The sequence below is a fragment of the Pseudomonas sp. ANT_J12 genome (genome assembly GCF_008370045.1).
Lineage (GTDB): Bacteria > Pseudomonadota > Gammaproteobacteria > Pseudomonadales > Pseudomonadaceae > Aquipseudomonas.
In genome coordinates, this window is the sequence record NZ_VOBN01000028.1 from 1 (window position 1) to 26,068 (window position 26,068).

Below are 26,068 nucleotides of genomic sequence, written 5' to 3' on the forward strand. Positions count from 1 at the left end.
GCTGTCAACACCTCTTTAATTCCGCTTTCGACCGAGAAGATCGAACCGTTAACAAGGCGACAACACACTGCCTTATCAACTCCTTCTGGGCTTCGATGACCTGAAGCAACTCGCTGTCGAAAACTGCATAACTCTTTGTTTACCAAGGAGTTTTCCGTTTCGACTGCGCCGGAAGTGGGGCGAATTATAGACTTCCAGAATCTGCCGTCAAGCACTGATTTGGCTTTTCTATCAATAACTTGCAGAAAGCCGGAAAACACCCCGCTCGCGCTATATATAGAAGAGCAAAACCGCTCCCTCTATATAGAAGAAACCTTCAGAGCACTCCTTCTTGCTTGAGAGCAGCCACAGCACCAGCGCTCAAACCCAATACCCGCTGCAGAACCTCCAGCGTATGCTCCCCTAATAGCGGAGGCGCACTGCGGTACTCCACAGGCGTCTCGGACAGACGAATCGGACTCGCCACCTGGGGCACCATCCCGGCCAGCACATGAGGCAGTTCAATAGCCAACCCACGCGCTTTAACCTGCGGATCAGCAAACACCTGCGCCAAATCATTGATCGGCCCGCACGGCACGCCAGCCTGCTCCAGCTGCAACACCCACTCAGCCGTCGTCTTGAATACTGTCGCCTGACGAATCAGCGGAATCAGCACCGCCCGATTGGCCACCCGCAGCTTGTTGGTAGCAAAACGCGGATCATCCGCCCACTGCGGCTGCCCCGCCACCTCGGCAAACTTGCGGAATTGCCCGTCGTTACCCACGGTGAGGATGAAATCGCCATCCGCCGTAGGAAAGTCCTGATAAGGCACGATGTTTGGGTGCGCATTCCCCAAGCGCTTCGGCGCATTGCCGGTAGTCAGGTAGTTCATCGCCTGGTTAGCCAGGCATGCCACCTGCACATCCAGCAATGCCATATCAATGTGCTGACCGCCACCGTCATGATCCCGATGCGCCAGCGCCGCCAATATCGCCACCGTCGAATAGAGCCCGGTCAGAATGTCCGTCAGCGCTACACCGACTTTCACCGGCCCGGCACCCTCATCACCTTCAGGCCGCCCCGTCAGGCTCATCAAGCCACCCAACCCCTGGATCATGAAGTCATAGCCCGCACGCTTGGCGTAGGGCCCGGTCTGACCAAACCCGGTGATCGAGCAATAAATCAGATTCGGGTTGATCGCCTTGAGCGATTCATAGTCCAGCCCATAAGCCGCCAGACCGCCCACCTTGAAGTTCTCAATCAAAATATCCGACTTCTCTGCCAGCTCGCGCACCAGCCTCTGGCCTTCAGGCCGAGTGAAGTCGATGGTCACCGATTGCTTGTTGCGATTGGCCGACAAGTAATAAGCGGCCTCGCTGGTGTTCTCGCCATAGGCGTCTTTCAGGAACGGAGGTCCCCAGGCGCGCGTGTCGTCGCCATTGCCCGGGCGCTCGACCTTGATCACCTCAGCGCCAAGGTCCGCCAGGATCTGCCCGGACCAAGGCCCGGCCAGCACCCGCGATAAATCCAGTACCCGTAAATGCGAAAGCGCGCCCATTGCCGTTCTCCTATTAATAGAACGCCTGGATGCCGGTCTGCGCGCGACCCAGGATCAGCGCGTGCACGTCATGCGTACCTTCGTAGGTATTCACCACTTCCAGGTTGACCAGGTGGCGAGCCACCCCGAATTCATCGGAGATGCCGTTGCCGCCCAACATGTCGCGAGCCATGCGCGCGATGTCCAGGGACTTGCCGCAGGAGTTGCGCTTCATCATCGAAGTGATCTCGACCGCAGCCGTGCCTTCATCCTTCATGCGACCCAGACGCAGGCAGCCTTGCAGCGCCATGGTGATTTCAGTCTGCATATCGGCCAACTTCTTCTGGATCAACTGAGTGGCGGCCAATGGGCGACCGAACTGCTGACGATCCAGGGTGTATTGACGCGCGGTGTGCCAGCAGAACTCGGCGGCGCCCAGCGCGCCCCAGGAGATGCCGTAACGTGCGGAGTTGAGGCAGGTAAACGGACCTTTCAGGCCACGGACATCCGGGAAGATGTTTTCTTCAGGGACAAACACATTGTCCATGACGATTTCGCCCGTGATCGACGCACGCAGGCCAACCTTGCCGTGAATCGCCGGAGCGCTCAGGCCTTTCCAGCCCTTCTCCAGTACGAAGCCACGGATGTCGCCGGCGTCGTCCTTGCCCCAGACCACGAACACATCGGCGATCGGGCTGTTGGTGATCCACATCTTGCTGCCGGTCAGGCTGTAGCCGCCTTCCACTTTTCGTGCACGAGTAATCATCGCGCCCGGGTCGGAACCGTGGTTCGGCTCTGTCAGACCGAAGCAACCGATCCACTCGCCCGAAGCGAGTTTCGGCAGGTACTTCTGCTTTTGCGCTTCAGTACCGAACTCATTGATCGGCACCATCACCAGCGAAGATTGCACGCTCATCATCGACCGATAGCCGGAGTCGACGCGCTCGACCTCACGGGCGATCAGGCCGTAGCTGACGTAGTTCAGGCCGCTGCCACCGTATTCCTCAGGAATGGTCGCGCCCAACAAACCCACGTCGCCCATCTCACGGAAGATCGCGATGTCGGTCTTCTCATGGCGGAAAGCTTCCAGAACACGCGGCGCGAGTTTCTGCTGAGCGAACTGCTCGGCGGTGTCGCGAATCATGCGCTCTTCTTCGGTGAGCTGTTGATCCAGCAGCAGGGGATCGATCCAGTTGAAGCTAGCTTTACCGCCCATGAGTGTGTCCTCTCGAATCGGGTCAAATAACGTGAACTGATCCTAGGCCCCGTTCGGCGTCACGGCAAACGAGGATTTCGCATACTGTTGTGCTAATTTCTCACTCCGAAGCATCGCGCAAGGTCATTAATGCGATGTATTAGTGAGGTTCACGTACATGCGCAGGAAAATCCCCAGCACCACCGCCCTGATCAGCTTCGAAGCGGCAGCGCGCCATGAGAGCTTTACCAAGGCTGCACAGGAACTTTCCCTCACCCAAGGAGCGATTTGCCGACAGATCGCCAGCCTGGAGGAGTTCCTCAGCGTCGAACTGTTCCGACGCTCCCGGCGCGGAGTGAAGCTGACCGAAGCCGGACTTTCCTACAGCCGTCGGGTGGCCACGCAACTCGATGCGGTTGAGCGGGACACGTTGTCAGTGATGGGCCAGCAAGGCGCCAACGTGATCGAACTCGCGGTGGTGCCGACCTTCGGCACCCAATGGCTGCTGCCGCGACTCAAAGATTTTCAGCACAAGCACCCCGAGGTGACCGTCAACCTCACCAACCGCACCCGCCCCTTTCTGTTTGCCGACACCGAATTCGATGCGGCGATCTATTTCGGCGATGCGGACTGGTCCGGTACCGAATCCCACAGACTGATGGGAGAAAACCCGATGCCGGTGTGCAGCCCCGCCCTACTGGGCAATAAGACAAATCTGACAGCCACTGAAATCGCGGAATTACCCTTGTTGCAGCAAACCACCCGCCCCTATGCCTGGCGCCAATGGTTCAACTTTCAGAACCTGAATATCCCCCGTGACATGACAGGCCCGCGTTACGAGCTATTCTCCATGCTCGCCCAGGCAGCCATGCACGACATGGGGATCGCACTGATTCCGCCGTTTCTGATCCAGCGTGAATTGGCGGAGAAGCGCCTGGTGATTGCCAATCCGCAGGCGCTATCGAGCATCAAGGCGTATTACCTGATGATTCCTGAGCGGAAGGTCGAATCGGCATCTTTAAGGGCTTTTCGCGACTGGCTGGTAAACCAGGCACACAGCTACAGCCTAGAAGGATAAAGGTCAGAGATGATTAACTGACCTCGTAGTCAGTAATTTAAAAACACTACAGATATAAGTATTTGTCGCATATCCATAGACTGTACCGACAAGCAGTACAAACGTCCCACAAGTGCCGGAAGACGTGGCCTTGAGCCTCTATTTCGAAGCAATGACCACTCATTCACCGCGCCGATGTGGAAATTCTTCAATTTCGACCAGACTCCTTACAAGGCACGGCCTGCAAGGGATTGAACAGGTTGGTTGCGACATTCGGTCACGGGGTGACTTGTAGTTAATTTTCCGTCACCCGTCATAATCCCTTGAAGGGCACAAAGTTCGCCTGCAAAATGCCGCGCCCCGCCCTGATTTGGCGGGATCGTGCTGATCGGCCGCCCCAGCCGCACCATCCGAAGTGCCTGGGTTTACTCAATAAGATCACGCAGGAGATTTGACGTGCACATTGGTGTTCCTCTCGAAACCCAGACGGGTGAAACACGGGTTGCTGCAACCCCGGAAACCATCAAAAAGTTGATCGGCCAGGGTCATAAGGTCACTGTACAAAGCGGCGCCGGCGTCAAAGCCAGCGTTGTCGACAGTGCTTATGAAGCGGCAGGCGCGACCATTGGCAGCGCCAACGATGCGTTTGGTGCCGAGCTGATTCTCAAGGTGGTCGCCCCCAGCGACAGCGAGCTGGCGCTGATTAAAAGCGGCACCGTTGTGGTGGGGATGCTCAATCCGTTCAGCAATGAAACCATCGCCAAACTGGCCGAGTGCGGCATTACCGCGTTCGCACTGGAAGCAGCTCCGCGTACCTCCCGCGCTCAAAGCCTGGATGTGCTCTCCTCGCAAGCGAACATTGCCGGCTATAAAGCCGTGCTGCTCGCCGCTCACTATTACCCACGCTTCATGCCGATGCTGATGACCGCTGCGGGTACCGTGAAAGCGGCGCGCGTGCTGATTCTCGGCGCTGGCGTGGCGGGCTTGCAGGCGATCGCCACGGCGAAACGCCTGGGCGCAGTGATCGAAGCGTCTGACGTACGTCCGGCGGTAAAAGAGCAAATCGAATCCCTCGGCGCCAAGTTCGTCGACGTGCCTTACGAGACTGACGAAGAGCGCGAATGCGCTGTCGGTGTCGGCGGCTACGCGCGGCCCATGCCCGCGAGCTGGATGCAACGCCAGGCCCTGGCCGTGCACGAACGCGCCAAACAAGCCGACATCGTCATCACCACCGCACTGATCCCGGGCCGTAAGGCACCGACACTGTTGAGCGCGGAAACCGTGGCGCAGATGAAGCCAGGCTCGGTGGTCATCGACCTCGCCGCCGCCCAGGGCGGCAACTGCCCGCTGACCGTGGCCGATCAAGTGGTTGTCGAAAATGGCGTGACCATTTGCGGCCCGACCAACCTGGCTGGTGAAGTCGCGGCAGACGCTTCGGCGCTGTACGCCCGCAACCTGCTGGACTTCCTGAAGCTGGTCTTCAACAAAGAAGGCCAGTTCGAAGTGAACCTCGAAGACGACATCGTCGCCGCGTGCCTGATGTGCCGCGACGGCCAAGTCATCCGCAAAAACGCCTAAGCAGGGATTCAGACGATGGAAGAGCTTATCTCCCCCGGTATCTACAACCTGATCATCTTCGTGCTGGCGATTTATGTCGGTTATCACGTGGTCTGGAACGTTACACCTGCACTGCACACGCCATTGATGGCGGTGACCAACGCCATTTCCGCGATCGTCATCGTCGGCGCCATGCTGGCAGCGGCTTTGACCGTGACACCACTGGGCAAGACCATGGGCACCCTCGCCGTGGCCCTGGCAGCGGTAAACGTGTTCGGTGGCTTCCTGGTCACCCGCAGGATGCTTGAGATGTTCAAGAAAAAAGCCCCGAAAGTCGTAAAAGAAGAGGCGCCCAAGTAATGAGCATGAACCTTGTCACGACGCTCTACTTGATCGCGTCGATCTGCTTCATCCAGGCCCTCAAGGGCCTGTCGCACCCGACCACGTCGCGGCGCGGCAACGTCTACGGCATGCTCGGCATGGCGCTGGCGATCCTCACTACTGTCGGCCTCATCTATAAGCTGGGCGCTGAGCTGGCCACTGCCGGCATCGGTTACGTCATCGTTGGCCTGCTGGTCGGCAGCACCGCTGGCTCGATCATGGCCAAGCGCGTCGAAATGACCAAGATGCCGGAACTGGTCGCCTTCATGCACAGCATGATCGGTATGGCGGCGGTGTTCATTGCCATTGCTGCCGTGGTTGAGCCGCAGTCGCTGGGCATCGTCAAGCAACTGGGTGATGCGATTCCTGCCGGTAACCGCCTGGAGCTGTTCCTCGGCGCGGCCATCGGTGCCATCACTTTCTCCGGTTCGGTAATCGCCTTCGGCAAGCTGTCGGGCAAGTACAAGTTCCGCCTGTTCCAAGGCGCACCGGTACAGTTCGGTGGCCAGCACAAACTAAACCTGGTGCTGGGCCTGGCAACGCTGGCACTGGGCGTCACCTTCATGCTGACCGGCAACCTCAACGCTTTCGCACTGATGCTGGCCCTGGCCTTCGTGCTGGGTGTGCTGATCATCATCCCGATCGGCGGCGCGGACATGCCGGTGGTTGTCTCGATGCTCAACAGCTATTCCGGCTGGGCAGCGGCGGGTATCGGCTTCTCGCTGAACAACTCGATGCTGATCATCGCCGGTTCGCTGGTGGGTTCGTCGGGTGCGATCCTCTCCTACATCATGTGCAAGGCGATGAACCGCTCCTTCTTTAATGTGTTGCTCGGCGGTTTCGGCAACACCGCGGACGCAGCGGGTCCGGCAGGTTCGAAAGAAGCGCGTCCGGTGAAATCCGGTTCGGCTGACGATGCGACCTTCCTGCTGACCAACGCCGACACCGTGATCATCGTTCCAGGCTACGGCCTGGCGGTAGCACGGGCGCAACACGCGCTCAAAGAGCTGACCGAGAAGCTGACCCACCGCGGCGTGACCGTGAAGTACGCGATCCACCCGGTGGCCGGTCGGATGCCTGGCCACATGAACGTATTGCTGGCCGAGGCCGAAGTGCCTTACGACCAGGTGTTCGAGATGGAAGACATCAACTCCGAGTTCGGTCAGGCCGACGTGGTGCTGGTGCTGGGCGCCAACGACGTGGTCAACCCGGCCGCCAAGAACGATCCGAAATCGCCGATTGCCGGCATGCCGATTCTCGAAGCGTTCAAGGCCAAGACCATCATCGTCAACAAGCGCTCGATGGCCAGCGGTTATGCCGGTCTGGACAACGAACTGTTCTACCTCGACAAAACCATGATGGTTTTTGGCGACGCCAAGAAAGTCATCGAAGACATGGTTAAAGCTGTCGAGTAAAACCTGCTCCAACGCAATACCCAAAACCTCAGCCTTTAGTAGGCTGGGGTTTTTTTATTCCCGTGAAACCCGACCAAAGGCTCTAAATCAGGGCTTGGCATTCGACCATGGTAGCGGGACGGATGTTTTTCAAATCACTAGACTGCGTACCTTGCTTTCGTTGCCCGAGATAACAATCCATGTACCGTGATCGTATTCGCTTGCCTTCGTTGTTGGATAAGGTGATGAGCGCCGCTGACGCTGCCGCTCTGATTGAGGACGGCATGACCGTCGGCATGAGCGGTTTCACCCGCGCCGGTGAAGCCAAGGCGGTGCCCCACGCACTGGCCGAACGCGCCAAAATCACCCCGCTGAAAATCACCCTGATGACCGGCGCGAGCCTGGGCAACGACCTCGATAAACAACTGACCGAAGCTGGCGTCCTGTCGCGGCGCATGCCGTTCCAGGTAGACAGCACCCTGCGAAAGGCGATCAACGCCGGCGAAGTCATGTTCATTGACCAGCATCTGTCGGAAACCGTCGAGATGCTGCGCAACCAGCAACTCAGGCGGCCGGACATCGCGGTGATTGAAGCCGTGGCGATCACCGAGCAGGGCCATATCGTGCCGACCACGTCGGTGGGCAACTCGGCCAGCTTCGCGATCTTCGCCAAGCACGTGATTGTCGAGATCAACATGGCGCACAACCCGAATCTGGAGGGTTTGCACGACATCTATATCCCGACCTACCGCCCGACCCGTACGCCGATTCCACTGGTGAAGGTCGATGACCGGATTGGCAGCACTGCAATCCCGATCCCTGCGGACAAGATCGTGGCAATCGTGATCACCAACCAATCCGACTCGCCTTCCACTGTGCTGCCGCCGGACGCCGACACCCAGGCCATCGCCGATCACCTGATCGACTTCTTCAAGCAGGAAGTCGCGGCCGGGCGCATGACCAACAAGCTCGGTCCGCTGCAGGCCGGGATCGGCACCATCGCCAACTCGGTGATGTGCGGCTTGATCGACTCGCCATTCGAAGACCTGACCATGTACTCCGAAGTGTTGCAGGATTCGACCTTCGACCTGATCGACGCCGGCAAACTGAGCTTTGCATCGGGCAGTTCGATCACGTTGTCGGCACGACGCAATACCGATGTGTTCGGCAACCTGGAGCATTACAAGGACAAGCTGGTGCTGCGTCCTCAGGAAATCTCCAACCACCCGGAAGTGGTTCGGCGCCTGGGTATCATCGCCGTCAACACGGCGCTGGAATTCGACCTGTACGGCAACGTCAATTCCACCCACGTCTGCGGCACGCGGATGATGAATGGCATCGGTGGTTCGGGGGACTTCGCGCGCAACGCGCACCTGTCGATCTTTGTCACCAAGTCGATCGCCAAGGGTGGCGCGATTTCCAGCGTGGTGCCGATGGTCAGTCACGTTGACCATACAGAACATGACGTCGACATCCTGGTGACCGAGATCGGCCTGGCCGACCTGCGTGGCCTGGCGCCACGGGAGCGGGCTCGGGTGGTCATCGACAACTGCGTGCACCCGGACTATCGCGAAGCCCTGAATGACTACTTCACGGCGGCCTGTGCAATCGGTGGCCACACCCCGCACATCCTGCGCGATGCCCTGAGTTGGCACATCAACCTGGAAGAAACCGGGCGGATGCTTAAGGCCTGATTGAACAAAAACACAGCTGACGCACACACAGTTGCGTCAGCTGCTACATGCAACACATTCTTCTGTCAAAAACTGTACTGCTGTACTGGTCGTTTCCTACGGCTTTTGCCTACATTTCCTAACGCCTCGGTGGAAAATGCACCTTATTAGTGCCGACAGGTACAGTTGCCTCAATTTCGACCAGTACACCCCCTGTAAACAGTTAACTGGTCTCTCACAATACAAGTGAACTGTATCTAGGGAGTCTGGCCAAACGAGAGGATCATTGGCATCAGTTAAACCACTACCTAATCCCGCCACAAGCGGAAGGATGCTAACCATGGAACGTACACTCAGTTCCGAACTGTTCTTCGAAGACACTGCTGCAAAAACCCAGGCTTCCATGCCTCTTCGCGTTATCGCCAACCTGATGTTGTGGCAGCGCCGCATTACCAGCCGCCATCAACTGGCTCGTCTGGATTCGCGTCTGCTGGCTGATGCCGGGATTAGCGAAGCACAACGCTACGAAGAGCTGAGCAAGCCGTTCTGGCGCTAAGTTAGCGTCGCTGGCCCTGACCTGTAGGGTCCACCGCCAGCACCCGAATTGAACAAACAAGACCCGTCGTGGGAAACCACGACGGGTTTTGTCGTTTCAGGACCCGGAAAAAGCCATACAGGTACAGTTTTAAAATTACGAAAATGCAGCAGTACACCTTCATAGGAGCGGCCGTTTCATCTAGATGGGCTATTCGAATTCATCCTCACCGGCCTAATATCCAATCAGAACGTGGCGAACGCTTCCCAACAGGCGTCTGATCAACCAGACACTGCGCCACCTCTCAATCGGTTTATCCAAAGGAGCTACCCCATGTCCCGTCTTCGTCTGCTGAGCGCCGCAGCCCTGCTCGCCGTGGCTGCCAATGCCCACGCCTCCAGTTTTATCGTGACCACCGACGCTGTAGTCGGCGCCCTCAAATCCAGTTCCGATGCGACCTCCGACGCCTCTTCTTCACTGCGCGATAACAAAATCGTACGTGCTGCTCGTGATGACGCCGCCAGCTTTGTCGCCAGCAACGGTGACATTCGTGGTGTGAAACTGGAAAGTGCAATCGATGAGATTCACCGCCAATTGCCTCAGTTGAACGCTACTGATGCACAGATTGCCCAAGCCATCCTGGCGATCTGAACGTCAGCTGAACGACGGGGCACGCCCATCGTGTCCCGATGTTTCGGCGCTGGCTCTAGTCCGGGCATTGCGCTAGCCTTGGGACTCGCTTTCAGCTATCGAGTCCCATGCGGTTTCTTTCAAATCTGTTACTCACGCAAGTGATTATTGCGGCCTCCTGGTCGGGCTCGGCCCATGCCTTCGATGCCTTCAACCTGTCTACACAAGGCACTGTCGTCAGTGGCTACGCCACAAGCATGGTGACCTCCGCGCCCTTCGACCATAAACTGCTGATCGCCGCTCAGGATGACGCCGCGGCTTTCATCGCCAGTGACGGCCAACTGCGAGGAGCGCAACTGGAATCCGCCCTGGTTTACCTGCGTCGGACCCAGCCAAAACTTCATGCCAGCGACCTTGAACTGGCACAGGCAATTCTCGTCCAATAGTTATCATCGTTCCTCCGGAGTCGTTCCATGCGTAGTCCGCTGATTGCTGCCACCCTTGGCCTGCTGTTGTTGGCCGACGTGGCCCAGGCACACACCCTGGTTGCCACCAGTAATATCCTCATTCGCGCCACCCAGCGCACACTCGACTTCACGTCCGATACCACCACGTCCATTCGCGATTCGAAAATCGTCCGCGAAGCTCATGACGATGCGGCCAGTTTCATCGCCAGCGATGGTGATATTCGTGGCGCCCACCTGGAAGCGGCCTTCAACACCTTGCGCACCCGCGTGCCGGAAGCCCGCGATGCCAGTGACCAGGTTCTCGCCGAAGCCATCCTCGCACTGTGAGGTCGCTTAGCGTCTGGCTGCTGGCCGGGATGGTGTTGCTGCTCGGCAACACCGCCCAGGCCAGCCTGCAACTACGCCTCAAGACCGACGGTCTGAGCCCCGCGCAAGTGCAGGCCAGCCAGGCGCTGCTTGATGAAGCCATGCAGGCGCTGCCGCCGCGTTTCGTCGAGCAACTGGATCGGCGCATCGATGTCGGCTGGACCGACGACATGCCCAGTAACGCCTACGGCCAGGCGTCCCTGGTGTCCGAGCTCGATCTGAATCGCAATCTGCTCGCCAGCCTCACCGACGGCAGCGCCGCGACAAAAAAGACGTATCGCCCCCACGGCACCGTGCGCCGGGAAATGCTCGCCACGGTCCTGCACGAACTCACCCATATTTATGACCGCGCGCGCCTGTGGCCAGACGCCGAGCGCACGCTGATCCAGCGTTGCAATCGACGCAACAGCAGCTCAGGGCTGATCGGCATTCCCGATCAATGCCGCGGCCAGACAGCACGCCGCTTTACCCTCAGTGATGACCCACGACTGCTGGACCTGGCCGGCTGGCCGCAATACGTCGGCCGTCGTGGCGAACGCGAAGCGCACAACCGGCAAGTCGCCCGCAGCCCGGACCTCTACGAGACGACCAATCCCAAGGAGTTCGTGGCGGTCAACATGGAGTATTTCCTCCTCGACCCAAGCTATGCCTGCCGTCGTCCCGCGCTGTACCGCTACTACAAGGAACATTTCGGCTGGGCGCCTGCCGCCAAGGACACTTGCGCCAAAACCTTCGCCTTCCTGAATGCCGGCAACGACTTCGCCAAAACGCCGCTGGGTCAGGTCGACCCGGAACGGGTTTACGCCGTGGACTATCTGCTGGCCGAAGCCAACCAGAACTGGGTCAGCCGCTGGGGCCACAGCATGCTGCGCCTGGTGATCTGCGCGCCGGGCCGTCCACGCGGGCCGGATTGCCGACTCGACCTGGATCAGCACCTGGTGCTGTCCTACCGCGCTTTCGTCGGTGACGTGCAGCTGTCGAGTTGGGACGGCCTGGTCGGCAAATACCCGTCGCGCCTGTTTGTCTTGCCCCTGGCCCAAGTCATCGATGAATACACCAAGACCGAACTGCGCAGCCTCGCTTCGGTGCCATTGAACCTGTCGCGCACCGAGATCGAGGAAGTGGTGGAACACGCGGCGGAGATGCACTGGAGCTACGACGGCAACTACTTCTTCCTGTCCAACAACTGCGCGGTGGAAAGCCTGAAACTGCTGCGCAGCGGCAGCAACAACGCGCAACTGACGGGTCTGGACAGCATCATGCCCAACGGCTTGCTGGAAGTGCTCAAGGGTCGCGGACTGGCGGACACCAGCGTACTCGACGACCCACGCGAGGCCTTGCGCCTGGGCTATCGCTTCGACTCCTTCCGCGATCGTTATCAAGCGATGTTCGAAGTGCTGAAGAAGCACTTGCCGATCAAACAGACCACCGTCGAAGACTGGCTGTCATTGAGCGCTGAAGAGCGTCGGCAATGGATCGACCAGGCGGACCTGCGCACCAGTGCGGCGTTGCTGTTGCTGGAGCAGGCCAGTTTCCGTCGCCAGCTCCAGTTGGCTCAGGATGAAGTGAAGCAGCGCTATCTGGGGGCTCGCGAACTGAAGAACGGCGGCATGGACAAGGCCAACGCAACCTTGCAGCAGATTCTCGCCAACAGCGGCTTCCTCAGTCGCCCCGCCGAATTGCTCGGCTCCGGCGGATATGGTTTGCCCCAGCCAAGCGAGTCGGCGCGACTGGAGGCGGAAAGCAGCCTGCGCCAGAAACAGCTGCAATCGCTGACCGGGGATCTGGACAAGGAAGTGCGGGCATTGCTGGAACCGAGCCGTGCGGCGGAGATTGCGGCCAATGAAGCCAACCTGAAGCAGGTTGGCGAGCATTTGCGGGCGTTGCACAAGGCGGCGGGCGGGTTGGAGCTGCCCTGATAGAAAAGCAAAAGATCGCAGCCTTCGGCAGCGCCCACAGGTGCGTAGGAGCCGCCGAAGGCTGCGATCTTTTTTGCGGCACAACGCGCAATGCGCTGTGCCGAACACGCCCTTAATTCAACACGTTATCCAGAATCTCATAAACAATCCCTGTCCCCACCGCGATCAACACAATGTCGCCACCGGCACGACGCCATTCGTAGCCCTGGTAATACGGCAGGTGCGACAACGCGCGATTATCCAGGCGCTCACCGTAATAGCCATGAGGCAACGGCCGACCACGTTCCAGGCGAATACCCGGAGGTGGCGGCGCACCGCGCACGAAATAACCGTGATTATCGTGAATGCTCTGACGCACCGGGCCAAAGTCCCGTGGCGGAGGGCCGCCACGATGGTTGTCCTGCGGGCCACGGTGATCATTGCCACGATTATCACCATGATCGTTGCCGCGGTTATCGTACTGGCCCTGCTGCGGGCCGCCGTGGTCGTGATCGTCGCGCTGGTCGGCGCTGGCGTGCAGCAACGGGGTCGCACTGAGCATCAGTACGCCCAGGCTGGCAATCAGACGTTTCGGCATTTTCATCGGGGGGTTCCTCACTGCACATACAGCAAAAAGGGATTCAGAACGATGTTCTGAATCCCTCGGTCTTGCTGATTAGTGTGTGCGGCGAGGCGCTAATTCCTCTGTATCAAGAACTTTACCTTCAGCTGACCCGGGCCTTACGCACGCCCTCGGACAACGCCGCACAAAGGCTCAGCACGCCGTCGATGGCCTGGTCCGGCGTCGAGGCATTGGCGATGTGATCGATCAGCGCCGAACCCACCACCACACCATCCGCCAGACGAGCGATAGCCGCTGCCTGCTCCGGTGTACGGATACCGAAACCGATGCTGATCGGCAGGTCGGTATGACGACGCAGACGCGCCACCGCTTCCTCGACGTGCTCCAACGTTGCCGCACCCGCACCGGTCACACCCGCAACCGACACGTAATAGACAAAGCCGGAGCTGCCGTTCAGCACGGTCGGCAGGCGCACATCATCGGTGGTCGGCGTAGTCAAACGGATGAAGTCCAGGCCCGCAGCCTGGGCCGGGTCACACAGCTCACCGTTATGTTCCGGCGGCAGATCGACCACGATCAAACCATCGACACCAGCCTCTTTGGCATCCGCGATGAAACGCGGCACGCCATACATGTGAATCGGGTTGAAATAACCCATCAGCACCAGCGGCGTCTCGGTGTTGCCTTCACGGAACTCGCGAACCATTTGCAGGGTTTTCGCCAGGTTCTGCTTGGCGCCCAAGGCGCGGATGTTGGCCAACTGGATTGCCGGGCCGTCGGCCATCGGGTCGGTGAAGGGCATGCCCAATTCGATTACGTCGGCACCAGCGCCCGGCAAGCCTTTGAGGATCGCCAGCGAGGTGTCGTAGCTCGGATCGCCGGCGGTGACGAAGGTCACCAGCGCAGCGCGGTTCTGTTCTTTAAGTTCAGCAAAACGCGTTTGCAGGCGGCTCATCAGTGTTTCTCCTGCTTCGATTGTTCCATATGGTGCATCACGGTTTGCATGTCTTTGTCGCCACGGCCGGACAGGTTGACCACCATCAGGTGATCCTTCGGCAGCTTCGGTGCGCGCTTGAACACTTCGGCCAGGGCATGGGCGCTTTCCAGCGCAGGAATAATCCCTTCCAGGCGGCAGCATTTGTGGAACGCGTCGAGGGCTTCGTCGTCGGTCACCGAGGTGTACTGGACGCGGCCGATGTCATGCAACCAGGCGTGTTCAGGGCCGATACCCGGATAGTCGAGGCCGGCGGAGATCGAGTGGGCGTCGATGATCTGACCGTCGTCGTCCTGCAACAGGAAGGTGCGATTGCCGTGCAGCACGCCCGGTACGCCGCCGTTCAGGCTGGCCGCGTGTTTGCCGGTTTCGATACCGTAGCCGGCGGCTTCAACGCCGATGATCTCGACGCTCTTGTCATCCAGGAACGGGTGGAACAGGCCCATGGCATTGGAACCACCGCCGATGCACGCCACCAGACTGTCTGGCAGGCGGCCTTCCTGGTCTTGCAACTGAGTACGGGTTTCTTTGCCGATCACCGACTGGAAGTCACGAACCATCGCCGGGTAAGGGTGTGGACCCGCAACAGTGCCGATCAGATAGAAGGTGCTGTCGACGTTGGTCACCCAGTCTCGCAGGGCTTCGTTCATTGCATCTTTCAGGGTGCCGGTGCCGGCCACGACCGGGATCACTTCGGCGCCCAGCAGCTTCATGCGGAACACGTTGGCTTGCTGACGTTCGATGTCAGTGGTGCCCATGTAGATCACGCAATCCAGGCCAAAACGCGCGGCCACGGTGGCGGTCGCCACGCCGTGCATGCCGGCGCCGGTCTCGGCGATGATGCGTTTCTTGCCCATGCGCCGCGCCAGCAGGATCTGGCCGATGCAGTTGTTGATCTTGTGCGCGCCGGTGTGGTTCAGCTCTTCGCGCTTGAGGTAAATCTTCGCGCCGCCGCAGAACTCGGTCAGGCGTTCAGCGTAATAGAGAGGACTTGGACGTCCGACATAGTCGCGCTGGAAGTAGGCCAATTCTTCTTTGAAGGCAGGATCTTCCTTGGCCAGTTCGTATTCACGGGCCAGGTCGAGGATCAACGGCATCAGGGTTTCGGCGACGTAACGGCCGCCGAACGAGCCAAACAGGCCGTTGGCGTCGGGGCCGTTGCGCAGATTAGTCTGGGTCATGGGTCGCTCCAGTGGGATTCGTGTGATGACAATGACGCTCACTCTACCCCTGACGTCCCGGCCTGAAAACCGATAAGATCGCCGCAACCTGTCAGGAAAACTCACAGATCCCATGAGCCACGACCTCCCTCCGCTGAACGCCCTTCGGGCCTTCGAAGCCACTGCCCGCCTGAACAGCGTCAGCCAGGCTGCCGAACAGCTGCACGTCACCCATGGCGCGGTCAGCCGGCAACTGAAGGTGCTGGAAGAACACTTGGGCGTCAGCCTGTTCATCAAGGACGGGCGCGGCCTTAAACTCACAGATGCCGGCATTCGTTTGCGCGATGCCAGCACTGAAGCGTTCGAGCGCTTGCGCACCGTATGTGCCGAATTGACCCAAAGCACCGCCGATGCACCGTTCGTGCTTGGCTGCTCCGGGAGTTTGCTCGCGCGCTGGTTCATTCCGCGCCTGGGACGATTGAATGCGGACTTGCCGGACCTGCGCCTGCACCTGTCGGCCGGGGAAGGCGATCTTGACCCTCGGCGGCCGGGGCTGGACGCCTTGCTGGTATTTGCCGAGCCTCCCTGGCCGGCGGACATGCAGGTCTACGAACTGGCCAGTGAACGCATCGGCCCGGTCATGAGCCCTCGCTTCGCCGGTTACGAACGGCTACAACAGGCGCCAGCCAGTGCGCTGATGACCGAGCCGCTGTTGCACACCACATCGCGCCCTCAGGCTTGGCCGAGCTGGGCACAACAAAGCGGCCTCGACGCCAAGGCGTTGAAGTTCGGGCAGGGTTTCGAGCATTTGTATTATTTGCTGGAAGCGGCGGTGGCAGGGTTGGGTGTGGCGATTGCCCCTGAACCACTGGTGGCCGAGGATTTGAAGGCCGGTCGCCTGGTTGCGCCATGGGGTTTTTGTGAAACCCCGGCGCAACTGGCGCTTTGGCTACCCAAGCGCGCCGCGGATGGGCGCGCTCGGCAACTGGCGCAGTGGCTCAAGAACGAGCTGCGCCAAGCGGATTAGTCGCCGCGTTTGCACAACAGGTAAGCCGCGAGCAAACCCAGTGCGCCAACCGCGACACCGGCTGTCGTCCAAGGGTGTTCCTGGGCGTAGTCTCGAGTGGCGATCCCGGTTTCGCGGGTTTTCACTTTGACTTCTTCATAAGCATCGCTGAGCAGATGACGCGAATGTTTCAGCGCGCTCTCGGCATTGGCTTTCAACGCCTTGAGGGTTTTACGCGACTCGTCCGAGGCGTCGTCCTTCAGGTTTTCCAGCGACTTGAGAAGACTCTCGATCTCGGCTTCCATGCTTTGCAATGAGGCTTTACGTAAAGAGGTGTTGGCCATGGTGGCTCTCCTTCATTGGTGATGAGTAGCGTGTGTTGGTTGGGACTTCAGGGGTTTGAGAAAGTGCAGTAAATCTGAACTTTGCTTTGGGAATGGCCGACAGAAGTAATACGAAAAATCACTGCTAGGCTGTATTTCATACCCAAGGAGAACGCCATGACTGACCATCACACCTACAAAAAAGTCGAGCTGGTCGGCTCGTCCCCTACCAGCATCGAAGATGCGATCAACAACGCGCTGGCCGAAGCCAGCAAAAGCCTCAAGCATCTGGAATGGTTCGAAGTGACCGAAACCCGCGGGCACATCAAGGACGGCAAGGCTGCGCACTTCCAGGTGACGTTGAAAGTCGGGTTCCGGATTGCCAGCAGCTGAGTTTGAGCTAGTCTTCTGAACTTGCGCGCTGGCCGAGTGCCATAGGGAATGGCAAAGCGCTACATGTGTGCACCTGGCTGAATGCCGGGGGCCCCTATTGATCCGACCAGGGAATGCAACCGATGAAGAAGTTTATTTTGGCAGTAGGTTTGTTGAGCCTTGCAGGAACAGCCTTTGCTGACGGCAAGTCGTGCGAAGAGCTCAAAGCCGAAATCGCAGCGAAAATCGATGCCAAAGGCGCGTCGAATTACACACTGGAAATCGTCGATAAAGGCGCCGCTGCCAACGGAAAAGTCGTCGGCACGTGCGAAAAAGGCTCCAAGGAAATCGTTTACAAGCGTGGCTGATTTCCTTCAAAAATGAAAAAGCCGACGTATCAGCGTCGGCTTTTTTATGCCCGCAGTTTGAGCGTCAGCCCTTCATCACCTGCGCCAGCAACTCGTAGGAATGCACGCGATCGGCATGTTCATACAGGTCGCTGGTGAAAATCAGCTCGTCAGCCTGGGTCTGCTCAATCAGCACCTCCAGTTTGGCGCGGATTTTCTGTGGGCTGCCGACCATGGCCAGGCCGAGGAAATCGCCGACCGCTTCTTTCTCATGGGGCAGCCACAGGCCGTCCATGGTTTTCACCGGCGGACGCTGCACCAGGCTCTGGCCACGCATCAGCGCAAGAATCCGCTGGTAGACCGACGTTGCCAGGTAATCGGCCTGTTCGTCGGTGTCGGCCGCCACCAGTGGCACGCCGAGCATCACGTAGGGCTTGTCCAACACCGCCGAAGGCTTGAAATGATTGCGATAGACGCGAATCGCCTCGTGCATGAAACGCGGTGCGAAATGCGAGGCAAAGGCGTAAGGCAAACCGCGCTCACCGGCCAGTTGCGCGCTGAACAGGCTCGAACCCAACAACCAGACCGGGACATTGGTGCCGGTCCCCGGCATCGCGATGATCCGCTGATCCGGCGTGCGCGGGCCGAGGTAGCGCATCAGTTCTGCCACGTCTTCCGGGAATTCGTCGGAGCTGCCGGAGCGCTCACGACGCAACGCGCGGGCGGTCATCTGATCGGAACCTGGTGCGCGGCCCAGGCCCAGGTCGATACGGCCGGGGTACAGGCTTTCCAGGGTGCCGAACTGTTCGGCAATCACCAAAGGCGCGTGGTTGGGCAGCATCACGCCTCCGGAACCGACACGAATGGTCGAGGTGCCGCCCGCCAGATAGCCGAGCAGCACCGAGGTCGCGGAACTGGCGATGCCGTCCATGTTGTGGTGTTCGGCGACCCAGAAGCGGGTGTAGCCAAATTTTTCAACATGCTGCGCCAGGTCCAGGGAATTTCGCAGCGACTGGGCCGCGCTGCCGTTCTCGCGCACGGGCACCAGGTCGAGAGTGGAGTATTTGATATCGGACAATCGTTTCATAAACCTGCTTCTCCAATGGGGGCGCAGGTTTTTTCACGAACGAAAACCTGCCGAGTCTAAAGGCGTTCCCTATGCAATGAGGGCATATACCCGAGTTTCAATAGCAGACCTGAATTTGCCTACCAGATAAGCGGTTTGATCCGACAAGATGAACTTTGCCAAGTCTTCTATCCTCAGAACCCTTAGCAACCGAAAACCACGAAGGCGTGACATCCCGCGCCGGATCTTGAGGAGGCAGACATGGCTATCACGAAGAAAGCATCGGCTCATTGGGAAGGTGATCTGAAAACCGGCATCGGCTCGATTTCCACGGAAACCGGTGTCCTCAGAGAAGCGCCCTACGGCTTCAAGGCCCGTTTCGAAGGCGGCAAGGGCACCAATCCCGAAGAGCTGATCGGCGCAGCCCATGCGGGCTGTTTCTCCATGGCGTTTTCGATGATCCTCGGCGATGCCGGCCTCAAGGCTGACAGCATCGATACCAATGCCGAGGTCACGCTGGATCAGGTAGACGGTGGTTTTGCGATCACCGCAGTGAAACTGATCCTTAAGGCGAAAATCCCAGGGGCGACCCAGGCGCAGTTTGAAGAGCTGAGCAACAAGGCCAAAGAAGGCTGTCCGGTGTCCAAGGTGCTGAATGCGAAGATCAGCCTGGATGCCACGCTAGTCAGCTAAATCGGCGTCGAGACGCAAAGATCGCAGCCTTCGGCAGCTCCAGATGACTTGGGGCTGGCGAACGCTGCGATCTTTTTTGTCTCAGAACAAAACCCGGCAGGCACAATGGTGTTCGAATAAATGACAGCAGTCTGAAGCGCAGCAACCTGCGCGCTGCTTCAAGGAGCTTCAACCATGAAACGTTTTGCCTTGGCGATTATCTGTTGCGCGCTGGCCACTTCGGCCCTGGCGGCACCGAAATCATGTGAAGCGCTCAAGAATGAGATTGAAGTGAAGATCCAGGCCAAGGCCGTGCCCTCCTACACCCTGGAGATTGTCACGAGAAAAGAAGCTGAAAAGCACGACATCGCCATGGTCGTTGGCACCTGTGAGAACGGCAGAAAAGCCATCATCTACCAAAAGAACGATCGCTGATTGGCCTAGGGCACGCAGTTGATCTGCCGCTCCGTGGCCACAATCTGGCCCTTGGCGTTCACCAGTCGGGCGCTCGGGGTAAAGGACAGGGAGCGCCCTTCCAGGCGATAGTGCTGACCGGCCTCAAAGTGATCATAAGGCACGGTCATGTAGCACAGCCGCTCCTGTGGATCGCTCAGCATCCCCAGCCCTCCGGCGAACGTTTCAAAATCGAAACGCACCGTCAGTTCGTGGCTGCCAGGCGTTACCTGAAAGAATCGCCCATCAGTCAGGCGCTGATTATCCAAACGCTCCGCCATCAGTAATTTGCCGCCCGGCGTCGGGGTCGCGAGGTCAATCCACGCCATCTGCGGATTGACGCTGGGCAACGGGCTTACGCAACCGGCGATAAAGCCCGCACTGAGCAATAGCAAGAACCTGCGCATGATGAATGTCCCGAGGATTGGGCATTCAGCATAACGCCGATCACGTGCGTTGGCAGCCTGCCGGTGTGCCCTGCCCGATCACGTTGCGCTGCTGGTCGTAGAGCTTGGCCCACGGCCGGAAGCCGATATTCCCCGCTTGCAGTTGATAACGCTCACCGGCATTGAAATCTTTGAATTTCACATTCAACTGGCAATCGCGCCACAGCGGCTCGGCGTCGGTGCCGATGTTGGTGGGCTGCACCGCGAATTGGTAGCGAACCTTCAATTCATGGCTGCCGGGCTGCACTTCGAAGTAGCGTTTGTCGGTGGCGGCCTTGTCATCGACCTTCAGCGCTTGCAGAGCGGCATCTTCCTGTTTTGAGTTCAGGTCGATCCACGCCTGGTTCGGGTCCGGATCGGGCATTCCGAATCCGGCACAGCCGGCCAGCGTCAGCAGGCCCCCTGTCAGCATCAACTTGCGCATAGCGGAGCTCCAGTTTGGCGGGATAGTCTTGTGGGCAGACTTTCCAGGGATGTTCTTATTTTGATCAGGCCGCTTCCAAGCCTTGGGTTACTTGATCGCGTTTTGCGCGTTTTGTTTCCGGGTGTGTTGTTTTTGTTGCTCAACGGTTGCACCAGCGTCAGCTACTACGGCCAATTGGCCGAGGGTCAGCTGCAATTGCTGCGGGCCCGGGAGCCGGTTTCCCAAGTGATTGCCGATCCCCAACGCGATCCAAAACTGCGTGCGCATCTGGCTCAGTCGCAAAAGGCCCGGGTATTCGCCAGCGAGCATCTGCACCTGCCGGATAACCAAAGTTACCGTCTGTACGCCGACATTGGCCGGCCGTATGTCGTCTGGAATGTCTTCGCCACGCCGGAATTTTCCCTCAAGGCGCAAAACCATTGCTTTCCCATCGCCGGGTGCGTCGCCTATCGCGGCTACTACAGCCAGAGCGCGGCCAGGGGCGAAGCGGCATTGCAGCGACTGAAGGGCATGGACGTGTCAATTGGCGGGGTCGAGGCCTACTCGACGCTGGGTTGGTTCAACGATCCGATCATCAGCTCGATGATGAACTGGGGCGACGAGCGGCTGGCCACGCTGATCTTTCATGAGCTGGCCCATCAACGTTTTTATGTGAAGGACGACACTGAGTTCAACGAATCCTTTGCCACGTTTGTCGAGCAGGAAGGCACTCGCCAATGGCGCGCCAGTCGCGGGCTCGCCCCGGACAATGGCGCACTGATGCAACAGCGTGATCAGCTCACTCAACTGATTCTGGACACCCGCGCACGCCTGGAACGGCTCTACGCACAACCCTTGGCTGCCGAGCAGATGCGCCAACGCAAAGCCGCGGAGTTCGAACGGTTACGCCGTGATTATCGGACGATGCGTGATACCCGATGGGCTGGGGATAAACGCTATGACGCGTGGATCAATGCGCCAATGAACAACGCCAAGCTGCTGCCATTTGGTTTGTATGACCAGTGGGTGCCGGCGTTTGCGGCGTTGTTCAAGCAGGTTGATGGGGATTGGGTGAGGTTTTATGCCGAGGTGGAGCGGTTGGGTGGATTGCCGGTGCTTGAGCGTAAGGCGGCGTTGAAATCGTTGGCAGGGTCAGGAATTGGCGGTGGCTAATCCGGCCTTTTCGCGGGCAAGCCTCGCTCCTACGGGTTTTGCGTTGATTTCGAAATCGACGTGAACCTGTAGGAGCGAGGCTTGCCCGCGAAGGCGTCTTTGAAATCACAACCAAATCGCATCCCACAGCGGATAATCCCCAACCTTCGAAACCAATCCCGCACGTATCGGATTGCGCACGATGTATCGAGCAACAGCCTGCAAATCCTCTTCCTTTCGGATTGCGCGATCGTGATACCCGTGTTGCCAAACGGGACCTTGGCGCCCTATCGCACGATTCAGCGTCACTGCAATGCGTGATTTGGTCCGAGCCATCAACGTGGGCAGTTGAGTGTTTTGTAACTCGATCAGCCAATGGAAATGGTCCGGCATGACGACCCAGGCCAGTGAGTCCGCGAAGCCTTCTCGCTCAGCCGTTCTAAAGGCGTCGACCACCAAACGCCCACACTTGAAGTCGTGGAACAGCGGTTCTCGATTGAGCACTACGGCTGTCAGTAGATAAATCTGCCCAGTTTCCGAATTGCGTCCGTTGCGCAATCGATGGGCATGTTTGAGCTCTGGCAATGATGATCCTCCTTGATCGTGGCCTTGGTTTTTAGCCTAGGACGATCAGAAGGGATCGGAGTGAGGACAGTTGGTCAGGATGTGTCTGCTGGGACGCCTTCGCGGGCAAGCCTCGCTCCTACAGGTGATACACCAATGTAATGAACTTCCTGTAGGAGCGAGGCTTGCCCGCGAAGGCGTATTGATTAACGCCGCAAAAACGCCCGATGCATCTCTTCCAGCGTTTCAAAGTGATACGCCGGTGCTTCGGCGCTCAGTTCTTCCCGGCTGCCAAACCCGTAACCCACTGCCGCTGCGTCCAGGCCATTGCTGCGGGCGCCGATCAAGTCGTGTTTGCGGTCGCCGATCATCAAGGTGTTGGCCGGGTCGAGGTCTTCTTCGGCGATCAAATGGGCAATCAGTTCGACTTTGTTGGTGCGGGTGCCATCCAGTTCGCTGCCGTAAATCACTTTGAAGTGCTTGGCGAAGTCGAAGTGCCGGGCGATTTCCCGGGCAAACACCCAGGGTTTGGAGGTGGCGATGTAGAGCTGCCGCCCTTGCCCGCTCAGGGTTTCCAGTAGCGGTGTAACGCCGTCGAATACGCGGTTTTCATACAGGCCGGTGACTTTGAAACGCTCGCGATAGAAGTTCACCGCTTCCCAGGCCTTGGGCTCGTCGAACTCATAGAACTGCATGAACGCCTGCAACAGCGGCGGGCCGATGAAGTGTTCGAGCTTGGTCAGGTCGGGCTCGTCGATGCCCAGTTTGGCCAGGGCGAACTGGATCGAACGGGTAATACCCTCGCGCGGGTCGGTGAGGGTGCCATCGAGGTCGAACAGAACAGTTTGGTAATGCATGAAAAATCCTGGTCAATAGTGGGACGGTTCAGAGCTGGTCGTAGCCTTCAGCCAGATGCAGGTCCTTGAGCTTCACGTAGTTCGCCGCGCTGTAGGTGAAAAAGGCCTGTTCCTTGTCAGTCAATGGCCGGATCTGTTTCACCGGGCTGCCGACATACAGGAAACCGCTTTCCAGGCGCTTGCCCGGCGGCACCAGGCTGCCGGCGCCGATGATCACATCGTCCTCGACCACCGCGCCATCCATGACAATGCTGCCCATGCCGATCAACACCCGATTGCCCACCGAACAGCCGTGCAGCATGACCTTGTGCGCGACGGTCACGTCATCCCCGATCAAACACGGAAAGCCATCCGGGTTGAACGGCCCGGCATGGGTGATGTGCAGCACGCAGCCATCCTGGATGCTGGTGCGTGCACCGATGCGGATGCGGTGCATGTCGCCGCGAATCACCGTCAGCGGCCAGACGGAGCTGTCATCGCCGATTTCGACGTCGCCGATCACCACCGCCGAGCCATCGACAAAAGCGCCTTTGCCCAGTAGTGGCGTGTGGTTCAGATACTTGCGAAGGGTCACGATAGGTTCTCTCTCTGTCGCTGATAGCTGCGGTGAGCGTCGATTGTAATTAAGATGGCCGCATGTTTCTTCCAGCCAAGGTGCCAACCGTGAGCGTGAACAACCCTCTTTTGCAGTCCTACGACCTGCCGCCGTTCTCGGCGATCCGCGCCGAGCACGTGCAACCGGCCATTGAACAGATCCTGGCTGACAACCGCGCCGCCATCATCGAGATCCTCAAAACCCAGGCCACACAACCGACCTGGGCCGGCCTGGTGCTGGCGATGGACGAACTCAATGATCGCCTGGGCGCTGCCTGGAGCCCGGTCAGCCACCTGAACGCCGTGTGCAACAGCGCCGAATTGCGTGAAGCCTACGAATCCTGCCTGCCAGCCCTGAGCGCCTATTCCACCGAGATGGGCCAGAACCGCGAACTGTTCCAGGCCTTCGAAGCCCTGGCCAACAGCCCGGAAGCCGCCGGTTTCGATGTGGCGCAGAAAACCGTCCTGGAACACTCGCTGCGTGACTTCCGCCTGTCGGGTATCGATCTGCCGGAAGCCGAACAGAAGCGTTACGCCGAAGTGCAAAGCAAATTGTCGGAGCTGGGCAGCCGCTTCTCCAACCAGTTGCTCGACGCCACCCAGGCCTGGACCAAACACGTTACCGACGAAGCCGCGCTTGCCGGCCTGACCGATTCGGCCAAGGCGCAAATGGCTGCTGCGGCACAGGCCAAAGGCCTGGAAGGTTTCCTGATCACCCTGGAATTCCCGAGCTACTACGCGGTGATGACCTACGCCCACGACCGCGCCCTGCGCGAAGAAGTCTACGCCGCCTACTGCACCCGTGCGTCGGACCAGGGCCCGAATGCCGGTCAGAACGATAACGGCCCGGTGATGGAAGAAATCCTCGACCTGCGTCAGGAGCTTGCGAGACTCTTGGGTTTCGCCAGCTTCTCGGAGCTGAGTCTGGCGACCAAAATGGCTGAATCCAGCGACCAGGTACTCAGTTTCCTACGTGACCTGGCCAAGCGCAGCAAACCGTTCGCCGCCCAGGACCTGCAACAGCTCAAGGCCTACGCCGCCGAACAAGGCTGCCCGGACCTGCAAAGCTGGGACAGCGGTTTCTACGGTGAAAAACTCCGTGAACAACGCTACAGCGTTGCCCAGGAAGCCCTGCGCGCCTACTTCCCGATCGACAAAGTGCTGGGCGGGCTGTTCGCCATCGTTCAGCGTCTGTACGGCATCGAAATCGCCGAGCAGAAAGGCTTCGACACCTGGCACCCGGATGTTCGCCTGTTCGAGATCAAGGAAAACGGCCAGCACGTCGGCCGCTTCTTCTTCGACCTCTACGCCCGCGCCAACAAGCGCGGCGGGGCCTGGATGGACGGCGCCCGCGACCGTCGTCGCACCGCTGAAGGCGTGCTGCAAAGCCCGGTGGCCAATCTGGTGTGCAACTTCACCCCGGCCGACAGCGGCAAGCCTGCGCTGCTGACCCACGATGAAGTCACCACCCTGTTCCACGAATTCGGCCATGGCCTGCATCACCTGCTGACCCGCGTCGAGCATGCTGGCGTGTCCGGCATCAACGGCGTGGCGTGGGATGCGGTCGAGCTGCCAAGCCAGTTCATGGAGAACTGGTGCTGGGAGCCGGAAGGCCTGGCGCTGATTTCCGGTCACTACGAAACCGGCGAACCGCTGCCCCAGGACCTGCTGGGCAAAATGCTCGCAGCGAAGAACTTCCAGTCCGGCCTGATGATGGTCCGCCAACTGGAGTTCTCGCTGTTCGACTTCGAACTGCATGCAACCCATGGCGACGGTCGAAGTGTGGCGCAAGTGCTCGAAGGCGTGCGCGACGAAGTCTCGGTGATGCGTCCGCCGGCCTACAACCGCTTCCCGAACAGCTTCGCCCACATCTTCGCCGGCGGTTACGCGGCGGGTTACTACAGCTACAAGTGGGCGGAAGTGCTGTCGGCCGATGCTTTCTCCAAGTTCGAAGAAGACGGCGTACTGAATGCCGAAACCGGCCGCGCCTTCCGTGAAGCGATCCTGGCCCGCGGTGGTTCTCAGGAACCGATGGTGCTGTTCGTCGACTTCCGTGGCCGTGCGCCATCGATTGACGCACTCTTGCGCCACAGCGGCCTGAGTGAGGACGCGGCAGCATGAGCGAGGGGCCTGTGATCACCAAGAAACGCTTTATCGCCGGGGCGGTCTGCCCGGCGTGCAGCGAGCCGGACAAATTGATGATGTGGAACGAAGACGAGGTCCCGCACCGTGAGTGCGTGGCCTGCGGTTATTCCGACACGCTCAATGAACAAGGCCTGTCGGTGCCCAAGGAATTGGGCACGCGGGTCAACGTTTCGGCGCTAAAAGCGCCGGATGCCAAGGTTCAGGCAGTGCAATTCTTCCCGAACCCGAAGCTGAAGAAAAAGCCTGACGAGCCACACTGAGT

30 protein-coding genes are annotated in these 26,068 nt (G+C 59.2%); 18 read left to right on the forward strand and 12 right to left on the reverse strand.

Annotated elements, in window-relative coordinates; translation table 11 throughout:
• Positions 1-316: 316 nt before the first annotated feature.
• Positions 317-1,537: a CaiB/BaiF CoA-transferase family protein gene (locus FQ192_RS30600; RefSeq protein WP_149661878.1), complete on the reverse strand. Its 1,221-nt coding sequence runs from the start codon at positions 1,535-1,537 to the stop codon at positions 317-319.
• 13 nt (positions 1,538-1,550) lie between these two features.
• Complete coding sequence (locus FQ192_RS30605) at positions 1,551-2,732, reverse strand: acyl-CoA dehydrogenase (protein ID WP_133835126.1); 1,182 nt, start codon at positions 2,730-2,732, stop codon at positions 1,551-1,553.
• A 157-nt stretch (positions 2,733-2,889) separates the two neighbouring features.
• Here FQ192_RS30605 and FQ192_RS30610 point away from each other — a divergent pair, with 157 nt between their 5' ends.
• From FQ192_RS30610 to FQ192_RS30655, 10 genes are all read left to right on the forward strand, one after another.
• Entirely contained in the window at positions 2,890-3,789 is a 900-nt protein-coding gene (locus FQ192_RS30610; RefSeq protein WP_149661879.1) for a LysR family transcriptional regulator, read from the forward strand.
• 435 nt (positions 3,790-4,224) lie between these two features.
• Complete coding sequence (locus FQ192_RS30615; protein ID WP_149661880.1) at positions 4,225-5,346, forward strand: Re/Si-specific NAD(P)(+) transhydrogenase subunit alpha; 1,122 nt, start codon at positions 4,225-4,227, stop codon at positions 5,344-5,346.
• Positions 5,347-5,361: 15 nt separating this feature from the next.
• Entirely contained in the window at positions 5,362-5,685 is a 324-nt protein-coding gene (locus FQ192_RS30620) for an NAD(P) transhydrogenase subunit alpha (protein WP_007947884.1), read from the forward strand.
• Complete coding sequence (locus FQ192_RS30625) at positions 5,685-7,121, forward strand: NAD(P)(+) transhydrogenase (Re/Si-specific) subunit beta (RefSeq protein WP_149661881.1); 1,437 nt, start codon at positions 5,685-5,687, stop codon at positions 7,119-7,121. Before FQ192_RS30620 ends, FQ192_RS30625 begins: the two co-directional genes overlap by 1 nt.
• 179 nt (positions 7,122-7,300) lie before the next feature.
• Positions 7,301-8,794: an acetyl-CoA hydrolase/transferase family protein gene (locus FQ192_RS30630; protein ID WP_149661882.1), complete on the forward strand. Its 1,494-nt coding sequence runs from the start codon at positions 7,301-7,303 to the stop codon at positions 8,792-8,794.
• Between the two features lie 319 nt (positions 8,795-9,113).
• Positions 9,114-9,329, forward strand: a complete 216-nt coding sequence (locus FQ192_RS30635) for a DUF1127 domain-containing protein (RefSeq protein ID WP_030129620.1) — start codon at positions 9,114-9,116, stop codon at positions 9,327-9,329.
• A 312-nt stretch (positions 9,330-9,641) separates the two neighbouring features.
• Positions 9,642-9,959, forward strand: coding sequence for a DUF2388 domain-containing protein (locus tag FQ192_RS30640; RefSeq protein ID WP_149661883.1), 318 nt, complete (start codon positions 9,642-9,644; stop codon positions 9,957-9,959).
• Between the two features lie 107 nt (positions 9,960-10,066).
• A complete protein-coding gene (locus FQ192_RS30645; protein ID WP_149661884.1) occupies positions 10,067-10,384 on the forward strand; it encodes a DUF2388 domain-containing protein in 318 nt (105 codons plus the stop codon).
• A gap of 27 nt (positions 10,385-10,411) precedes the next feature.
• Positions 10,412-10,732 (forward strand): DUF2388 domain-containing protein, encoded by a 321-nt coding sequence (locus FQ192_RS30650; protein ID WP_149661885.1) that lies wholly within the window; start codon positions 10,412-10,414, stop codon positions 10,730-10,732.
• Positions 10,729-12,690: a DUF4105 domain-containing protein gene (locus FQ192_RS30655; protein ID WP_149661886.1), complete on the forward strand. Its 1,962-nt coding sequence runs from the start codon at positions 10,729-10,731 to the stop codon at positions 12,688-12,690. Before FQ192_RS30650 ends, FQ192_RS30655 begins: the two co-directional genes overlap by 4 nt.
• A gap of 112 nt (positions 12,691-12,802) precedes the next feature.
• Here FQ192_RS30655 and FQ192_RS30660 read toward each other — a convergent pair whose 3' ends face one another.
• The 3 genes from FQ192_RS30660 to trpB form a co-directional block, all read right to left on the reverse strand.
• Positions 12,803-13,273 (reverse strand): anti-virulence regulator CigR family protein, encoded by a 471-nt coding sequence (locus FQ192_RS30660; RefSeq protein ID WP_149661887.1) that lies wholly within the window; start codon positions 13,271-13,273, stop codon positions 12,803-12,805.
• Between the two features lie 121 nt (positions 13,274-13,394).
• Positions 13,395-14,207, reverse strand: a complete 813-nt coding sequence (gene trpA, locus FQ192_RS30665) for a tryptophan synthase subunit alpha (protein WP_123408454.1) — start codon at positions 14,205-14,207, stop codon at positions 13,395-13,397.
• Entirely contained in the window at positions 14,207-15,427 is a 1,221-nt protein-coding gene (gene trpB, locus FQ192_RS30670; RefSeq protein WP_149661888.1) for a tryptophan synthase subunit beta, read from the reverse strand. Before trpB ends, trpA begins: the two co-directional genes overlap by 1 nt.
• Before the next feature lie 112 nt (positions 15,428-15,539).
• Between trpB and FQ192_RS30675 the strand changes: the two genes are divergently transcribed.
• Positions 15,540-16,433, forward strand: coding sequence for a LysR family transcriptional regulator (locus tag FQ192_RS30675; protein ID WP_149661889.1), 894 nt, complete (start codon positions 15,540-15,542; stop codon positions 16,431-16,433).
• Here FQ192_RS30675 and FQ192_RS30680 read toward each other — a convergent pair.
• Positions 16,430-16,756 (reverse strand): YqjD family protein, encoded by a 327-nt coding sequence (locus tag FQ192_RS30680; RefSeq protein WP_008027738.1) that lies wholly within the window; start codon positions 16,754-16,756, stop codon positions 16,430-16,432. The genes FQ192_RS30675 and FQ192_RS30680 overlap by 4 nt on opposite strands.
• A gap of 156 nt (positions 16,757-16,912) precedes the next feature.
• On the opposite strand from FQ192_RS30680, the gene FQ192_RS30685 reads away from it, so the two are divergent.
• Both FQ192_RS30685 and FQ192_RS30690 read left to right on the forward strand, forming a co-directional pair.
• On the forward strand, positions 16,913-17,128 hold the full coding sequence (locus FQ192_RS30685) for a dodecin (RefSeq protein WP_054047931.1): 216 nt from the start codon (positions 16,913-16,915) through the stop codon (positions 17,126-17,128).
• A 122-nt stretch (positions 17,129-17,250) separates the two neighbouring features.
• A complete protein-coding gene (locus tag FQ192_RS30690; protein WP_149661936.1) occupies positions 17,251-17,475 on the forward strand; it encodes a DUF1161 domain-containing protein in 225 nt (74 codons plus the stop codon).
• A gap of 64 nt (positions 17,476-17,539) precedes the next feature.
• Here FQ192_RS30690 and FQ192_RS30695 read toward each other — a convergent pair whose 3' ends face one another.
• Positions 17,540-18,541: an LLM class flavin-dependent oxidoreductase gene (locus FQ192_RS30695; protein ID WP_149661890.1), complete on the reverse strand. Its 1,002-nt coding sequence runs from the start codon at positions 18,539-18,541 to the stop codon at positions 17,540-17,542.
• Positions 18,542-18,781: 240 nt separating this feature from the next.
• On the opposite strand from FQ192_RS30695, the gene FQ192_RS30700 reads away from it, so the two are divergent.
• A complete protein-coding gene (locus FQ192_RS30700; RefSeq protein WP_008152515.1) occupies positions 18,782-19,213 on the forward strand; it encodes an OsmC family protein in 432 nt (143 codons plus the stop codon).
• 174 nt (positions 19,214-19,387) lie between these two features.
• Entirely contained in the window at positions 19,388-19,627 is a 240-nt protein-coding gene (locus FQ192_RS30705; protein WP_149661891.1) for a DUF1161 domain-containing protein, read from the forward strand.
• A gap of 5 nt (positions 19,628-19,632) precedes the next feature.
• Here FQ192_RS30705 and FQ192_RS30710 read toward each other — a convergent pair whose 3' ends face one another.
• Positions 19,633-20,052 (reverse strand): hypothetical protein, encoded by a 420-nt coding sequence (locus tag FQ192_RS30710; protein WP_149661892.1) that lies wholly within the window; start codon positions 20,050-20,052, stop codon positions 19,633-19,635.
• Positions 20,053-20,092: 40 nt separating this feature from the next.
• Entirely contained in the window at positions 20,093-20,515 is a 423-nt protein-coding gene (locus tag FQ192_RS30715) for a hypothetical protein (RefSeq protein WP_149661893.1), read from the reverse strand.
• 60 nt (positions 20,516-20,575) lie between these two features.
• On the opposite strand from FQ192_RS30715, the gene FQ192_RS30720 reads away from it, so the two are divergent.
• Complete coding sequence (locus tag FQ192_RS30720) at positions 20,576-21,667, forward strand: aminopeptidase (protein WP_149661894.1); 1,092 nt, start codon at positions 20,576-20,578, stop codon at positions 21,665-21,667.
• Positions 21,668-21,772: 105 nt separating this feature from the next.
• Here the strand turns inward: FQ192_RS30720 and FQ192_RS30725 are convergent, their stop codons facing one another.
• The 3 genes from FQ192_RS30725 to FQ192_RS30735 form a co-directional block, all read right to left on the reverse strand.
• On the reverse strand, positions 21,773-22,231 hold the full coding sequence (locus FQ192_RS30725) for a transposase (protein ID WP_149661895.1): 459 nt from the start codon (positions 22,229-22,231) through the stop codon (positions 21,773-21,775).
• A 185-nt stretch (positions 22,232-22,416) separates the two neighbouring features.
• Entirely contained in the window at positions 22,417-23,067 is a 651-nt protein-coding gene (locus tag FQ192_RS30730; protein ID WP_149661896.1) for an HAD family hydrolase, read from the reverse strand.
• Positions 23,068-23,095: 28 nt separating this feature from the next.
• Positions 23,096-23,641, reverse strand: coding sequence for a gamma carbonic anhydrase family protein (locus FQ192_RS30735; protein ID WP_149661897.1), 546 nt, complete (start codon positions 23,639-23,641; stop codon positions 23,096-23,098).
• 62 nt (positions 23,642-23,703) lie between these two features.
• Between FQ192_RS30735 and prlC the strand changes: the two genes are divergently transcribed.
• Entirely contained in the window at positions 23,704-25,782 is a 2,079-nt protein-coding gene (gene prlC / locus FQ192_RS30740) for an oligopeptidase A (RefSeq protein ID WP_178129290.1), read from the forward strand.
• Positions 25,779-26,066 carry a YheV family putative zinc ribbon protein gene (locus FQ192_RS30745; protein ID WP_149661899.1) on the forward strand — a complete coding sequence of 96 codons (288 nt, stop codon included), beginning with the start codon at positions 25,779-25,781 and terminating at the stop codon, positions 26,064-26,066. Before prlC ends, FQ192_RS30745 begins: the two co-directional genes overlap by 4 nt.
• Positions 26,067-26,068: the final 2 nt, after the last annotated feature.

Coding starts and splice junctions, on each gene's coding strand:
- FQ192_RS30600 (WP_149661878.1), bottom strand. CDS start 1,537: ATGGGCGCGCTTTCGCATTTACGGGTACTGGATTTATCGCGGGTGCTG.
- FQ192_RS30685 (WP_054047931.1), top strand. CDS start 16,913: ATGACTGACCATCACACCTACAAAAAAGTCGAGCTGGTCGGCTCGTCC.
- FQ192_RS30645 (WP_149661884.1), top strand. CDS start 10,067: ATGCGGTTTCTTTCAAATCTGTTACTCACGCAAGTGATTATTGCGGCC.
- FQ192_RS30635 (WP_030129620.1), top strand. CDS start 9,114: ATGGAACGTACACTCAGTTCCGAACTGTTCTTCGAAGACACTGCTGCA.
- trpB (WP_149661888.1), bottom strand. CDS start 15,427: ATGACCCAGACTAATCTGCGCAACGGCCCCGACGCCAACGGCCTGTTT.
- FQ192_RS30605 (WP_133835126.1), bottom strand. CDS start 2,732: ATGGGCGGTAAAGCTAGCTTCAACTGGATCGATCCCCTGCTGCTGGAT.
- FQ192_RS30730 (WP_149661896.1), bottom strand. CDS start 23,067: ATGCATTACCAAACTGTTCTGTTCGACCTCGATGGCACCCTCACCGAC.
- trpA (WP_123408454.1), bottom strand. CDS start 14,207: ATGAGCCGCCTGCAAACGCGTTTTGCTGAACTTAAAGAACAGAACCGC.
- FQ192_RS30705 (WP_149661891.1), top strand. CDS start 19,388: ATGAAACGTTTTGCCTTGGCGATTATCTGTTGCGCGCTGGCCACTTCG.
- FQ192_RS30650 (WP_149661885.1), top strand. CDS start 10,412: ATGCGTAGTCCGCTGATTGCTGCCACCCTTGGCCTGCTGTTGTTGGCC.
- FQ192_RS30610 (WP_149661879.1), top strand. CDS start 2,890: ATGCGCAGGAAAATCCCCAGCACCACCGCCCTGATCAGCTTCGAAGCG.
- FQ192_RS30695 (WP_149661890.1), bottom strand. CDS start 18,541: ATGAAACGATTGTCCGATATCAAATACTCCACTCTCGACCTGGTGCCC.
- FQ192_RS30710 (WP_149661892.1), bottom strand. CDS start 20,052: ATGCGCAGGTTCTTGCTATTGCTCAGTGCGGGCTTTATCGCCGGTTGC.
- FQ192_RS30680 (WP_008027738.1), bottom strand. CDS start 16,756: ATGGCCAACACCTCTTTACGTAAAGCCTCATTGCAAAGCATGGAAGCC.
- prlC (WP_178129290.1), top strand. CDS start 23,704: ATGTTTCTTCCAGCCAAGGTGCCAACCGTGAGCGTGAACAACCCTCTT.
- FQ192_RS30745 (WP_149661899.1), top strand. CDS start 25,779: ATGAGCGAGGGGCCTGTGATCACCAAGAAACGCTTTATCGCCGGGGCG.
- FQ192_RS30675 (WP_149661889.1), top strand. CDS start 15,540: ATGAGCCACGACCTCCCTCCGCTGAACGCCCTTCGGGCCTTCGAAGCC.
- FQ192_RS30620 (WP_007947884.1), top strand. CDS start 5,362: ATGGAAGAGCTTATCTCCCCCGGTATCTACAACCTGATCATCTTCGTG.
- FQ192_RS30660 (WP_149661887.1), bottom strand. CDS start 13,273: ATGAAAATGCCGAAACGTCTGATTGCCAGCCTGGGCGTACTGATGCTC.
- FQ192_RS30690 (WP_149661936.1), top strand. CDS start 17,251: ATGAAGAAGTTTATTTTGGCAGTAGGTTTGTTGAGCCTTGCAGGAACA.
- FQ192_RS30640 (WP_149661883.1), top strand. CDS start 9,642: ATGTCCCGTCTTCGTCTGCTGAGCGCCGCAGCCCTGCTCGCCGTGGCT.
- FQ192_RS30715 (WP_149661893.1), bottom strand. CDS start 20,515: ATGCGCAAGTTGATGCTGACAGGGGGCCTGCTGACGCTGGCCGGCTGT.
- FQ192_RS30700 (WP_008152515.1), top strand. CDS start 18,782: ATGGCTATCACGAAGAAAGCATCGGCTCATTGGGAAGGTGATCTGAAA.
- FQ192_RS30630 (WP_149661882.1), top strand. CDS start 7,301: ATGTACCGTGATCGTATTCGCTTGCCTTCGTTGTTGGATAAGGTGATG.
- FQ192_RS30625 (WP_149661881.1), top strand. CDS start 5,685: ATGAGCATGAACCTTGTCACGACGCTCTACTTGATCGCGTCGATCTGC.